The sequence below is a fragment of the Vibrio sp. B183 genome (assembly GCF_000740665.1).
In the GTDB taxonomy this organism is placed as follows: Bacteria; Pseudomonadota; Gammaproteobacteria; order Enterobacterales; family Vibrionaceae; genus Vibrio; species Vibrio coralliilyticus.
The window spans coordinates 471157-485239 of the sequence record NZ_JPQB01000004.1; the positions used below are offsets into that span (position 1 = coordinate 471157).

At 45.5% G+C, this 14083-nt stretch carries 12 protein-coding genes; 7 read left to right on the plus strand and 5 right to left on the minus strand.

Annotated features, from left to right (window positions below):
* The first annotated feature begins 419 nt into the window (after positions 1–419).
* Positions 420–3074 (plus strand): cellulose-binding domain-containing protein, encoded by a 2655-nt coding sequence (locus IX95_RS05185; protein WP_038157405.1) that lies wholly within the window; start codon positions 420–422, stop codon positions 3072–3074.
* Positions 3075–3361: 287 nt separating this feature from the next.
* Positions 3362–4234: an aspartoacylase gene (locus IX95_RS05190; RefSeq protein ID WP_038157408.1), complete on the plus strand. Its 873-nt coding sequence runs from the start codon at positions 3362–3364 to the stop codon at positions 4232–4234.
* A 51-nt stretch (positions 4235–4285) separates the two neighbouring features.
* Here IX95_RS05190 and IX95_RS05195 read toward each other — a convergent pair whose 3' ends face one another.
* Genes IX95_RS05195 through IX95_RS05210 form a run of 4 tightly spaced genes read right to left on the minus strand, consistent with a single transcriptional unit; the run spans position 4286 to position 7698 of the window.
* Positions 4286–5284, minus strand: coding sequence for a CobW family GTP-binding protein (locus tag IX95_RS05195; RefSeq protein WP_038157411.1), 999 nt, complete (start codon positions 5282–5284; stop codon positions 4286–4288).
* The gene (locus IX95_RS05200; protein ID WP_038157413.1) at positions 5274–5834 is read right to left on the minus strand and encodes a carbonate dehydratase; all 561 of its coding nucleotides are present in this window, start codon (positions 5832–5834) and stop codon (positions 5274–5276) included. Before IX95_RS05200 ends, IX95_RS05195 begins: the two co-directional genes overlap by 11 nt.
* A 29-nt stretch (positions 5835–5863) precedes the next feature.
* Positions 5864–7198, minus strand: a complete 1335-nt coding sequence (locus IX95_RS05205; RefSeq protein ID WP_038157415.1) for a dihydroorotase — start codon at positions 7196–7198, stop codon at positions 5864–5866.
* Between the two features lie 38 nt (positions 7199–7236).
* Positions 7237–7698: a Fur family transcriptional regulator gene (locus IX95_RS05210; RefSeq protein ID WP_006960296.1), complete on the minus strand. Its 462-nt coding sequence runs from the start codon at positions 7696–7698 to the stop codon at positions 7237–7239.
* A 248-nt stretch (positions 7699–7946) separates the two neighbouring features.
* Here IX95_RS05210 and IX95_RS05215 point away from each other — a divergent pair, with 248 nt between their 5' ends.
* The 5 genes from IX95_RS05215 (at position 7947) to IX95_RS05235 (ending at position 13227) form a co-directional block, all read left to right on the plus strand.
* On the plus strand, positions 7947–8363 hold the full coding sequence (locus IX95_RS05215; protein WP_006960298.1) for a RidA family protein: 417 nt from the start codon (positions 7947–7949) through the stop codon (positions 8361–8363).
* An 80-nt stretch (positions 8364–8443) separates the two neighbouring features.
* A complete protein-coding gene (locus tag IX95_RS05220; protein ID WP_038157418.1) occupies positions 8444–9328 on the plus strand; it encodes a DMT family transporter in 885 nt (294 codons plus the stop codon).
* Positions 9329–9593: 265 nt separating this feature from the next.
* The gene (locus tag IX95_RS05225; protein ID WP_038157419.1) at positions 9594–11246 is read left to right on the plus strand and encodes a phosphoethanolamine transferase; all 1653 of its coding nucleotides are present in this window, start codon (positions 9594–9596) and stop codon (positions 11244–11246) included.
* The gene (locus tag IX95_RS05230) at positions 11225–12106 is read left to right on the plus strand and encodes a hypothetical protein (RefSeq protein WP_038157422.1); all 882 of its coding nucleotides are present in this window, start codon (positions 11225–11227) and stop codon (positions 12104–12106) included. Before IX95_RS05225 ends, IX95_RS05230 begins: the two co-directional genes overlap by 22 nt.
* A 218-nt stretch (positions 12107–12324) precedes the next feature.
* Positions 12325–13227 (plus strand): homocysteine S-methyltransferase family protein, encoded by a 903-nt coding sequence (locus tag IX95_RS05235; protein WP_038157425.1) that lies wholly within the window; start codon positions 12325–12327, stop codon positions 13225–13227.
* Positions 13228–13335: 108 nt separating this feature from the next.
* Here IX95_RS05235 and IX95_RS05240 read toward each other — a convergent pair whose 3' ends face one another.
* On the minus strand, positions 13336–14082 hold the full coding sequence (locus IX95_RS05240) for a ThiF family adenylyltransferase (RefSeq protein ID WP_038157428.1): 747 nt from the start codon (positions 14080–14082) through the stop codon (positions 13336–13338).
* Between the last annotated feature and the right edge of the window lies 1 nt (position 14083).

Below are 14083 nucleotides of genomic sequence, written 5' to 3' on the forward strand. Positions count from 1 at the left end.
TGCAGATCCAAGGCTTGCCTGCGATTAATGGACTATAGTGATCCGCCAATAGACTTGCCCGCTTATCATAATCGGACAAACAGAGACACTGAAATAAATTCAATATATTGAGTTACTTACATTTCAAAATACACCCTCTTTTGTAACTAAACTTTACCTATCCCTTACCCCAAATTTCATTCTGTAAATAGCTACTTTAACGCGTACATAAGTTATTTTAACTTGATAACTAACTAGGCATGAAATAGCTAAATCGACGTGATATTAGCCGCATAACGACACGAATACAGCGTATTGACCAGATAATTAGGTTGGAAAGTGCTAGCTTATTTTTAGATCATTATTTATCTGATTAGTGAATCTAAAAACCTTATTCAAGCGTGAAGTAAACAATATAAAATTAACTTAAAGGTAAACTTATGTTTAGGATGAACAAGATAGCGACTACGTTGGCGTGTATTGTTTTAAGCGGCAGTTTATATGCGGCGGAACCTTATGACTCAACCAAGGCCTACTCCGGTGGCTCACAAGTCACAATTGATGGGAAGACATATGAAGCCAAGTGGTGGGCTAACGCTGGTCAAAGCCCAACGGATGAGTATCCAAATGAATGGGACTCGCCGTGGAAATTGATCAGTGATACAACGCCGGACCCAGACCCGACGCCGGACCCAGACCCGACGCCGGACCCAGACCCGACACCGGACCCAGACCCGACACCGGACCCAGACCCGACACCGGACCCAGATCCGACACCGGACCCAGATCCGACGCCAGACCCAGATCCTGCCCCCGGACCAGTTGATGACTTATGTGTTGAATTCAATGTGTATCCGAACTGGACGCGTGGAGATCATGCGAATGGTGGGGACATCATGGTGAACGACAATGTCGCTTATAAAGCGAATTGGTGGACTGCTTCTGTTCCTGGTAGCGATGATAGTTGGGGACATCACCTGAATTGTGATAGTACACCTCCGGGTACGGCACCGTTACTGTCACTACCAAATCCAATGGACCCTGTGCGTCTTGAAGTGAGCGGGTGGCCAAGCAATTTTGTCGTGACTAGCCCTGCGACATTGAATGCACCTGCGACGCTAGTGATCGATACTATCGGTAGCTCGGATCTCTCTGATACAACGAAGTTAACTAATGCGTTTGTATCTCTTATTCAAGCAGTAGAAGTTGCGGGTTCAACATCGGTCATTATCAATAGTGATGTACTGGATGCTGCGACTGCAGACAAAGGCCAAGCATTAGGTGCCATCGCGGTTAAGCAAGCGCTTACTGCTGCTGTTGATGCGACAGGTAGCCAAATTGATATCAATGATATCAATGCGCTAAGTGACGATGCACAAGGTTGGGCTCAGGCGTACAATCTAGTTATCTCAACACTTGCGCCTCAAGCCACGTTCGGTTGGACATTAAGTATCGGTGATTTTGCTTACGATACTCACTCTGGTCGCAGAGCGGTTTGGAATGCAGCGTCAGGCGCAACGTCTGATTTATTGTCTAGCTTTGAACTGTATAAAGCAGAGTCGTTGACCAAAGCAGACTTTGTTGCTTTCACTAAATCAAGCACATCGCCAGCTCTAACTGATGAGCAATGGCATTACGCTTTGGAATACGTCAAACAAGTAACTGATTATCTCCAAACGCCAGCACTGCTGTCTTCTCTTCCTACCACGCAAACCGCGTCTTACTTTTTGGGGAATACGAATGGTGACCGCCATATTCGTAAGGCCGCACACAGCAATATCTTCGCCATTTCGTTTGATACTGATACGGCGGATTTGAGCGATAAAATTGCTCGCTACCAAAGCGCCACTGTGCCGCTTTATTATGCTGGAGAAAGTGTCACAAATGGGCCGTTAACTCGCATTGATTCATTGAACAATGAGTTAGCCAGTGCAGAAACAGCAATGAACAACCAAGCATTCCTGTTTGAAACACCTCAATCACAGTGGATTCCTTCAACGGTGTACAAGTGGGCTGATTTCTTAGCGGGCCTTAACTCTATGCACAACGTTGGTGTAGCAGGGAATACCTTCTGGCTATTGGATGACGTGGCAGATGATGCAACGAATACCATTTATGCCAAAGTCGCCATTGCTGCATTCTTGTCACAGAGTATGCAAGAGACGATTCGCTACAATGCTTGTGATGAAAACAACTGGTCTGAAGTGAGATACGGTGCACCTGTTAACTACCCTATGACTGCAAGCTGTGGTCAGCTAGGTCAGAAGTATGCTGACTATGGTATGGATCCGGTGACGGGTCAGGATCACCCATACTCTTGTCCTCGTGATCCGAAGATGGAAGTGAGCGCACTAACCAATGCCAAGTGGTATGGTGCACCTGCCCCTATCTTTGCAGCTCCGGACTCGGTGTTGGAAGAGCAAGGACTGTTAGTGAACGGTAATGTTGGGCGCTGGACGAACAGCGGTCACTGTAATGAAGTGCCAACTGTTGTCGATACGTCGAAACAGGTATGGGAGCGTGATGAATGTAAAGTCTACGCTGATCAAAAAGCAGGCTCGTTTATTTGGGACGGCACTGATACTAACGGTACTGTCCAAGGATGTGGTTGGTGGGGCCGTGGTGTTATTCAAACCACAGGCCGTCAGAACTTCGGTACATTGAACCACTTCATGGGCCGTTCGCACGTAGACCCTGATACCGTCGGTACAACAGTGAATGGGGTTACGGTAGAAGCACCACCTGCTAACCCACTTTATGCTGACCTTGATTTCTGTTCTAACCCTGGGCTGATTTGTAGCTCGGAAGAGAATAGAGAGATCAAGTGGATTGCGGGCTTGTTCTATTGGGTAACCTCGGTACAGGCTTACAACGATGAAGGTGGTCCATACGCACACTGGAACTATCACACTGAGTTGAAGAAGTATGTAGACGGTGGCTTGCAAGGCACTGAGTTTATTGATGCAGTATCCGGTATCGTCAACCGAGGTTGTCCGGATCACACTTGTCCGGTGAGTGGTGAAGTTCACGCGATTAAAGAGCGACAAGATAATTTCAAGCTTGTTCTACAAACTCTTGGTCTTAACCCTCAGTAAAGGTGCTTGGGGGTAACCCTTAGCTGATACCTTCACAACAAATGGCTCCCAATGAAAGGGAGCCATTTTTATACCCATCTCTAGCTTCTACCCACTGATTTTATATTGCTACTGGTATTACTTCTTCGCCTATCTAGTATTGGTTAACCCTATGGGGGGACTGTTGCTGGATGTCCCGGTTTAACATCAAGAATACGTTTCTCTCATTCTCATCGAGTCGCGAACATTAAATTGTTATGTTATAACATTGTATTTATTGCATTGTATTGAACTTAGGACGTCAATTTATGCCGAAAATAAACCAAGTGCTTCTCGTGGCAGGCACTCATGGTAATGAGCTAACAGGCCTTTATCTCCATAAGCTGATCAGAGATGGACATTACCCTGCCGACCGATCAACGTTTGAGGTTAAAAATGTAATAGGTAACCCTGAGGCGGTAGAGCGTCGTGTTCGTTTCGTTGAAAGTGATTTAAACCGTGAGTTTTCAACAAAGGCATTATCGAGAGCTTCAGAGTCAAAGGAGTCTGAACTTGCCTCAAAATTTTCAGAACGATATGGAGATTCGCAAAACCAACTGATTATTGATTTACACAACACGACCAGCAACATGGGTGCAACGCTGATCCTGCTGTCAGATGATCCTTTTTACAATCAAATGGGGTCATACGTGAAGCACCGCATGCCGAGTGCCAATATACTATTTGAAGATCGTAAACCATGGCATGAGCAGCCCTACTTATGTTCGGTGGGGCAATATGGTGTGATGTTAGAAGTCGGTGCGCAAGCACACGGTGCTTTGACTTATGAAACATTGGAACTGATGAAAAACTTGCTTACCGCAGTGCTAGACTTTATTGAACTACATAACTTAGGCAAAGCTATTCACGGTACCGAGTATGATGCGTATCGTTATTTAGAAGACGTCGCATTTCCGCTGGACAATGATGGGATGCGTATCGCTACGGTTCATCCGACAATTTGCGGGAAAGACTTTGAAGTTGTGAAGTCCGGAGAGCCAATCCTTGCCACTTTCAATGGGTATGACGTGCATTGGCAGGGGAGCAATGAAGTGTATCCTCACTTCATCAATGAAAGTGCGTATTGTTCCAGTAATATCGCCATGGCACTGGCCGACGAGAAGATACGTGTAAAAATATAAAGTGGATGCGCAGAGGGTAGGCGTATTGTCTACCCTCTAAGACTTTGTTGTTTAGGCTATCACGCAAGCCAGCAGCTGGGCTTCAATCGCGTCGTCAAGGTTGTCTGAGATAAACTCTACGCGGCTTTCAAAACCATCATCCAGAATCACTTCGGTCAATCCGTCTGACGTCATGTTATAGCCTAAAACGCCCATATCGGTTATGAATACAGCCTTCATACGTTCAACGTTCAGCTCAACTAGCATTAATGCCAGTTTCTGTCGGCTGAAAACTTTGTCTGGTGAGAAGCGCCAGCCAATGCTTCGAAAACCTTCACCTTCGTTTACTGCTTTGATGATGCCACTCTCTGGCATAGGTAGGTCAGCGGCCAGAGGTTTTGATTGGCCATGGTGGTGATGGTGACCGCCTTTTTCGTTAGCTAAAGTAGGCCCCTCAAATTCATCAAAAGGAATATTGCCAAATTCGGCGAAAATCACTCGTTTGTCCGAGCCACCCAGCTTTGTCACATAAGCGTCTAACTGCCGTTTCTCATCGCCTTGATATAAATCGACTTTGCTGCCAACTATGGTGTCTGAAATCGCAATCTGTTGGTTGAATGTATCATGAAGCGTGTAACGCTCATCAGACAGCTGCCGTGCATCAACCAGCGTGAGTGTTTTTTGTAAAGACAGTACTTCTTGATAATGTTTAGAAGAGAGCACTTGCAATACTTCTTTAGGGTGCCCGAGGCCAGTCGGTTCAATGAGAAGACGGTCAGGCTTGGCTTCGGTAAGTAATTGGTTAAGAGCAATTTGCATGGGTAGCCCAGCTGCGCAGCACATGCACCCACCTGGAACTTCACGAATAAATACTTGCTCTGTTCGATTATGTTGGCCTTGAAACAAGCTTCCATCGACACCTATTTCACCGAACTCGTTAACCAGAATTGCCCAGCGTTCGTCAGCCGGTTTGTGCTGCATTAACTTGAGGATTGCGGAGGTTTTTCCTGCGCCGAGAAAGCCAGTAATGATATTTGTCGGAACCGCTTTGATTGGTTGTTCAGAGCTCATTTGCCATTCTCCTATACCCTTTCACAAGGGTGTGGTTGGCAGAGACAACGGACTCTGAAAATGCTGAATACTCAGGCGGGACTTTAGAAATGCTACTTAAATCAAAGCCTGCACCAATATTGGTCATTGGTGGTACATGAAATTGCTCAGGCAAATCTAAACCATCAACAACACAGTTATGGCGAATGACACAGCCTTTGCCTATCGTCGCGTTAAAAACGACCGAGTTGAAACCGATGAACACGTCATCGCAAACTTCACATGGGCCGTGGATGATAGAGCGGTGAGCGATAGAAGAGCGCTCGCCAATGGTCACTGCTGCGCCTGCTTTGGAGTGGATAACAACGCCGTCTTGGATATTGGTATCCTGCTTGATGACAATAGGATCCATCTCTCCCTGTGTATTGACTTCATCAGCTCGTATCACCGCGTAGGGGCCAATAAATACATTGTCTTCGATAATCACTTTGCCACAGATGATGGCGGTAGGGTCAATGAATGCCGTTTCGGAGACGACAGGCATATGCCCGTTTGGGTTTCTTCTTAACATTTTAATATCTCAGTGGATAGGAACTGCTTTTAGCGTGTGAAGGACAGGGCACTGGCGATTGATGGCTCAAAAGTCACTTGTTTCCCGTCGAATACCTTGTTGCCGTTCACCCAAGTGCTTTGGATCTTCGACGAAAAGGTGTGACCTGCGAATGGACTCCAGCCGCAGTGATACAGGCTGTTGTCATGAGTGACGCTGGTGGAATTGTCTCTGTCGACCAGCACCAGATCGGCGTAGTAACCTTCGCGAATAAATCCTCGGTCTTTGATCGCGTATCTGAGTGCTGGATTGTGCGATACTTTCTCGACCACCTGAGTCAAGCTCAGCCTTCCTTTGTCGACGTGATCGAGTAAGCTCAGTAGGGCATGTTGGACCAATGGCATACCCGCGGGAGCCTGTTCATATGGCACCTGTTTTTCTGACAAGGTATGCGGTGCATGGTCGGTAGCGATGATATCAATCTGATTGGTGTGCAAGGCTTGGATCAAGGCATCTCGGTCGCTGGCGTACTTAATCGCTGGATTGCATTTAATCAGGTTGCCTCGCTCAGCGTAGTCCTGATTGTTGAACCATAAATGATGTACACACGCTTCGGCTGTGATGTGTTTGTGTTGAATGGGCCCCGGTTCAAATAGCGAAAGCTCTTTTTCCGTAGTGATGTGAAGAACGTGCAGCTGCGTGCGGTACTTTTTAGCCAATGAAACGGCGTATGATGAAGACGCAAAGCACGCGGCATCATCACGGAGTATAGGGTGGTCTTCAATAGTGAATACCGAACAAGATTGTCGCAACTTGTCGCTGTTTTGGGCGATGATAGGGCTACTTTCACAGTGTGTTACTACCAACGTGGGTGATTCCTCGAAGATTCGCTCTAATGCTTGCGGGTGTTCGACTAACAAGTCACCCGTTGAAGCGCCCATAAACACTTTTACGCCACAGTGCTTTGTTGGATCCAGCTGTTGTATTTGAGTTAGGTTATCCTCGGTAGCGCCAAGGTAAAACGCGTAGTTGGCGCAGGAGTGCTGGGCTGCAACCGCGTATTTCTGTTCGAGCGCTTCAATGGTGGTCGTGGAAGGGTTGACGTTTGGCATCTCCATGTAGCTGGTAATACCGCCGGCTACTGCCGCTCGTGACTCTGAAGCGATGGAGCCCTTGTGTGTCAGGCCAGGTTCACGAAAATGCACCTGATCATCGATCATTCCGGGTAGTAGGTAACCTCCCTTTGCATCAACAACTTCGTCACTCGGGGTGGCGACAATATCTGCCTCTATTCTCTCTATTCTTTGACCGACAATACGCACATCCATTTGACTAACGATACCGTCGCTGACGATGTGTGCATTCTTAATTAGTATTGAGGTCATAATGTTGGACCGGCTCCTTTTGGCTGAGTTACTGAGTGTTAATCGGAATTCTGGCTGCATTCACTGCACAGGCAATCGATCTCTAGTTGTGGTGTTAACACCTTAAACCCGACTTGCTTGGCATCTGACTCTAGGTTGGTAATAAGGGATGGGTCTAAAGTTTGTTCCTGAGTCTTATTACATTGGCGGCAAATCAAGAACTGGGGGACGCCATGTTCGTGCTCGTGATGGATATGAGCACAGGCGACGTATTTGCTTGAGGCGTTGAGCTTATGTGCCAAGTGCTCTTCTTCCAAAAACTCCAGGATTCGGTAAGCAGACATGGCTTGAACCGTTTGGCCAAAGTGAGTTTTTGCATAGTCAATCAACTCATAAACAGACAGCGCTTTATCAGCATGAAGGAGCGCTGTGAGTACTTGCTTACGTTTTGAAGTGAGCCGCTTTCCATTTGCTCGGCAGCGCTTCTCTGCCTGTTCAATCATTGTCTCGATTGTGTCCATAACATTCACCCAAACCGTGTATTTTCTGATGTTCCATTATTATTGTTTTCTTATGTTATAACATAACATTTTTGCTCGCAATAAAGCCTTTCGACATACTTAGCGAACCAGAAAATACGTGTCTGCGGGTTTTATTTGTTATCCCGCTTTTGGCTATATCTGCGGGACTAAAAAATGCTATTGACCTCAAGCTAGGTTGAGCTTTTATAGTGCCTGGGATTTGAACTTAAAATGGCTAGAAGGTAAAAATGTCCAATAAAACAATTACTTTTCATAATCCCTCAGATTTATTCAATCCAACACCGTATGGCTTTTGTCACACAGTAACGGCTCCGTCTAATGGGCAACTCGTTTATATCTCAGGTCAAAGTGGTGGAGAAGGCGTCGAGCACCGCTTGAGTGAAGATTTTCGCCAGCAAGTGCGGAGTGTGTTAACCAACTTAGATATTGCTCTGACTGCCCATGCAATCAGCTTCGGCGATGTTTTAAAAATTACCGTGTTAATCGTCGATCACGATGAAAGCAAACTGAAAGTCTGGAGTGATGAGATGCTCACGCGTTGGCCGTCTGATCGCTTACCTGCCAGTACGTTGATCCCAGTACCTAGGTTGGCGCTTGATGGGATGAAAATAGAAGTGGATGCGGTTGCTTTTAAAGCGATGTAATCGATATGCCCACCGAACTTATTCCAACAACGACAAGATACACATCTAGTGAAAAATGATGCACTTTAGGTAATCACGTCATGTTTAAAAACTATTTAACTCTGCTTGCGATCGGGCTCATCTGGGGCTCTCAGTTTGTTTTCCAGAAATATTCTCTAATGGGATTTGACCCAGTATGGATAGGTACATTCCGCGCTATTCTCGGTGCACTAACATTAACTCTGATATGCAAAATGATTAGCATAACCAGTGTGAGCAGGCAATGGGGGCTGTTTGCAATAATTGGCCTTTTGGAGGCGGCAATTCCGTTTGTTTTGGTCCCTTGGGCACAGCAGGAGTTATCAAGCTCGATTACGGCGATATTGATGGGAACATTGCCTTTCTACGCATTATTGCTTGCGCCTGTATTTATTAAAGGCGCGAGAATCAGTATAGGTAGTGCGATTAGCGTTATCGTAGGATTTGGTGGGCTGCTGGTGTTATTTTATCCTGAGCTTGTCACTGAGACAGGGCGTATCGACCTTGTTAGCTCGATGGCGATTGTGTTCTCTGCTATCTCTTTTGCTATTGCGTTGCTGTTACTTAATCGTGTCAAAGGTGAGCACCCACTTATTGTGGCGCGTAATGTTCTATGTATGGCCAGTGTTCAGCTGACTGTGATTGCTTTGATGACGGCCCCGCTCAATCAGTCTCACCCAAATGCGTCATCAGTTATGTCTTTGTTTTATCTAGGTGTGATATGCGCTGGCGTCGTGTATTACCTCTATATGATGAGTATTAAAAATGCTGGCGCAGTTTTCACTTCAATGACCAATTATTTGGTCCCCGCCGTCGGCGTATTGATTGGTGTTTTCCTCACCGATGAGTCTGTCCAAGGCAATACTTGGCTAGCGTTAGCCATTATTTTGTCAGCCTTGTTTATTAATCAGATGTTCGAAGGCAAACACAGTAATAACGAGCGATAGTCTCACGTTGTTGCCACGGCTAGTTGAGCCGTGGCATCTAATTTCTGAAAGAAACACTATTGGTTAAGCAGGGAGCTCAATATCTAAGTCTTCGACAGTGTTTTTTGATATGAGAATCAAAAAGCGATGATTATCTCAATATGGGTTTGAGATTAGCCCAATAACCCTGTTTGTCACTTAATGCATTGTAATTTAAAGATTTTATAGTTGGCATGTTCTCTGCTGTATCGATTGAATGCGCAAGTCGTTATTGAGGGGAATGCCTATGAAGGCGATGAATAAAACTGCTGTCTTGTACTGCGTAGTTGGCTTACTTCCTTTTCTCGTTCCGCTCGTTTTTACCATGCAGTTAAGCAGTGTATTCACTTACTACTTCGCGCTGATGAGCGTGTTGCTACTGTTATTTATCATGACGTTTAAAGGCTGGTTGGGTAAGGCGATCAAGCTTCTGTTCGCTCTATCGTGCTTGTTCAGCATCGTATCTTTAGTTCTGACGGGAGGTCTTGTTTCTACGGGAGCGTTCCACTCAATACTGCTGACACATAGCGAAGAAGTTATTGGTTATTTTGAACTCGTTAACTGGTACATCATGGTTCCGGTCTTTCTATCCACCGCGATAGGGCTGTATTGTTTCTGGAAAGCCTACTTGCCTATTCAGGGATGGCGCCGAATGACGTTATTGTTGAGTGTTTTGGTTGTGGCTACCACTTTACCTGTTTTTAAATGGAACTTTGACCCTGAAGCCAAACAGCAGATAGCTGAAGATTACGTCCATACTTTGTACCTTTATCAGGACACGCCCGCATACAATATTTTCAGAGTTGCTGCCTTGGCTTTTTATGAGCGTTATCAGAGCCACTTGAGCTATGGACAAGATATGCCAGAACATGTATTGCCTGATTTTTCTCTCGCTATTCCTACTAATATCGTCATTGTTATTGGAGAGTCTTCACGAAGAGCATCCTATTCTCTCTACGGTAGTCAGATTAATTCGAGCCCAAAGCTGAAGGCTCGCCATATCGAAGATAGTAACCTTGTCACCGTGGTTGATGGTGTCTTTGCTCCTGCCCCCAACACTCGAGAATCCGTCCCTCGTTCGTTCTCATTTATTTCGGCGAATCAAATGTTGTACCAAGGGTTGCCTTATGTGAACTTAATTGATGTTGCTCGGATGATGGGATATCAAACTACCTGGGTTACCACCCAAGCGCTCTACACTCGCTGGGACTCGTTCACCGCTAAAGTAGCGACTTCCTCAGATAATGTTATCCATACTGGTGAGCCAGGACAGCTTTGGCGAGATATTGATGCAGCCAAAGCGGTTGTAAAGCAGCTAAACAAAGATGATGGGCATCAGTTTGTTGTGCTGCATTTATCTGGCGAGCATGCTGACTACTCAGTGAGAAATGGTGAAGCATTGCCCCAAGCCCACTTTGATGCCATCAAGCAGCAACTCACGCTTGCTTCTGATGTTTCACCCATTGAAATCGCTTACTTGAGCTCTGTTCATTTCACAGACTCGATTCTGGATGCACTGATTTCTGGGCTGTTTAAAGATGAACCCAACAGCTTACTGGTTTACTTTTCCGATCATGGTGAAGTTATTGGGAAAGGGCATGGGCTTCAACCTATTCGGATCGAAGACGAGCTTGCCGTGCCTTACCTTGTCTTTGGTTCGCTAGGGAAAAATATGTCTGAGGTGATTAACTGTTACCGGGATAACCAACATCTGCTGTTTAACAGCGCTTACTTTCCTGAAGTCTTGTTATCAACACTCGGTATGAAAATAGAGCCACCAGAGTCAACCAGTGAGTTCACCTATTACTCTGTGCAGGGTGTGACGAAAACCTTACCTAGTGACTTTTCATTTGAGTTTTATTATCCGGGGCAGCAGCAATGCAGATACAACGCTCATTAATTTATCTTTTAATTTTCACATCTGTTCTTATCTTGCTGACGTTCGATAAGCTGAGGCCGATCAGGGTTTTTGCCGTTTATTCCAGCTGTAAAGTCGTCGAGAAAGTAGGGTTGGTTGCAAGCTGTGATCAATTACCCGTTGTCACTATTTTGGAACAAGGTAAGTTAGATGCTGATTCATACGGCGTTGAAGATCCACTAGCGTTATCTTTGTTCTTTGAACGCTATCGTATTCCTGAGCATGTTTATGCTCACCGAACAAACAGTCCTGAGCGGGCAAAAACGTACGCTAAGTATTATCAGGCATTCGAGTTTGATGCGGTTTGGAATGTGGACCAAGAGGCGCTGGATATTTACCACTATCCTGAACATGCATCAATGGCGTTCTACTTCCATCAGCTTGTGGATATTGTACCGATAAGCAGTCGTTTATGGTTAGATCTGAAAAATCTAACGCCTGAAATTAGCCCAACTATTGTAGGCTATCTGAACCGCTACTTTACTCAGAAGAAAGACAGGCAACGTCTAATTGTAGAATCTAAAAACGCGGCTGCACTCGCTGATTTTCATGCATCAGGGTATAAAACATCCTACTACTTGCCGAGCCCAGAGCTCCTTGCGGGGTGTGAGGAACACCGTTCTGTCCAAGAATTGATCGCAAACATTAATCAGTGGAAAACCGATTTTATATCGTTTCCTTACACTCAACAGCAATTTGTAGACTTGTGCGTTTTACCCTATGTAAGAGCGGTTCCGCAGCTCTCATGGGGAGGTTTGCCGTTCGCGATTCCTGAAGGTGCATTAGAGCGATATCAAGGTTATATCGTCGATCACTCATTACACCTAGAGAAGCTCGAATGAGTCTTGTGTGAAACTGGTCGTCGGCTAAGATAGTGTACTTCAGCTGTGGTTAAATCTCGTACCTTGAAGAAAGAGATCTTCACTTACATTGACGTTATTTTATACTAGAGACATAAACTTGAAGTTTGTTCATGTTAATAATGAGAAACTATCACTTTTGTCTACGCATTAATGTGATTGAATTGCCTTAAGGGTACTTAGCAGTATAGAAGTCCAAAATGAACAAAGTTACGATACTTGACGGCGGTATGGGTCGCGAATTAAAACGCATCGGAGCGCCATTCTCTCAACCTCTCTGGAGTGCTCAAGCTCTGATTGAATCCCCACATTATGTAAAGCAAGCTCATCAAGGTTTTATTGATGCAGGGGCAGAGGTCATCACAGTGAATAGCTATGCTTGTGTTCCTTTTCATCTAGGGGAAGAACTGTATGCGTCCAGAGGCAAAGAGCTGGCAAAAAGTGCAGCTCAAATTGCTCGTGAAGTGGTGGATTGTTCAGGAAAAAATGTGGTGGTTGCGGGCTCGCTTCCTCCTCCTCTGGGCTCATATCGTCCTGACCTCTTTGAGGAAGCTAAGGCCCATGAAATAAGTTCGTTGTTGTTTCAGGCTCAAGACCAGTATGTAGACGTATGGCTGGCGGAAACTGTATCGAGTTTGGCAGAAGCAAAGGTTGTTTTGGACGTTTTCTCGCAGACGGATAAACCTTATTTTGTTGCCTTCACCTTGATGGATGAAGTGAATCAACCAGCTCGTCTTCGATCTGGTGAGTCGGTGTCATCAGCAGTAGAGCTTTTGTTGAGTAGTGAGGCTAAAGGAATATTCTTTAATTGCTCAATTCCAGAGGTTATTGAGCAAGCGATCAAAGCGGTGAATAACGTGGTTGGCCTACTGGAGCGTGAGCTAGCGATTGGTGTGTTTGCAAACAGTTTTACGCCAATAAATACCAGCCATGAGGCGAATAACACTGTGCAGGCGCTGCGTCATTTTTCTCCTCAGGAATATTTAGAGTTCGCAAAAACATGGCATTCGCTCGGCGCTAGTATTATTGGTGGATGTTGTGGCATAGAACCAAGTCATATTGAAGTGCTATCGGAATGGCGAGATGGAATGGAAGAGTCTTAATTACTCCTCAAGACATACATATTTAATGCTCTGGTTAAAAATCCCTCTTCGAAGAGGAATTTTTACTTAATTAGCCAGTTTTGGTCCCGAAATGATCAGAAGAACACCCTACAAAACCGTTGGCACCATTACATCGACGTATTGGAACTGAGGGAATTTGGCAACGGGGCTACCTTTGGTTATCGCAACGATAGCACCTATAGCCATTGATGCCGAAATTGATGAAGAAATGGCGAGCTGCGAGTCGTATTCCACTTGTTTTGCGTAGTAAGTCTCTGCGCTCTTTACCAAATAGTCGGACATGGCACCGGAGTGAAGCAAGTGCATCAGAATAGCCTGTTTAATCTCGGTGTGATGAGCGACTTGATAGTGCTCCAGCCAACCTGGCGTCGTGTGATCGAGCAATGTCATCCCAGATCCGAAGCCTAAATTGATGGGAAAAATTTCCACTTTCTTATGCTCTTTGCAGATCTGGTGTACGAGAGGGAATTCAGGTGCATCAAAGTCTATGGTATTGATGACAAAGTCATGCTCAGGGATGTGTGTCTTCAAGTCTGACTCGTCCAGAAACTTGTCTATGACATTAATTGACGCTGTTGCATCTATTTTTGTCAGTCGGTCTCCAATTGCTGACGCTTTGTTCTTACCAAGCTCGTGGGAAGTAAAGTTTTGTCGATTAAGGTTGCTTGACTCAATGGTATCGCCGTCGGCAATGGTAATATGCCGGATGCCAGTGCGAAGAGCCAGTTCTGCCACGACCCCACCGATTCCACAGCCTACGATCAAAAGTTTGGTAGAGGCTAGTTGCTGCTGTTCCGTAGGCGAGACGAACAACCAGTTACGTGAGTAGTCCATC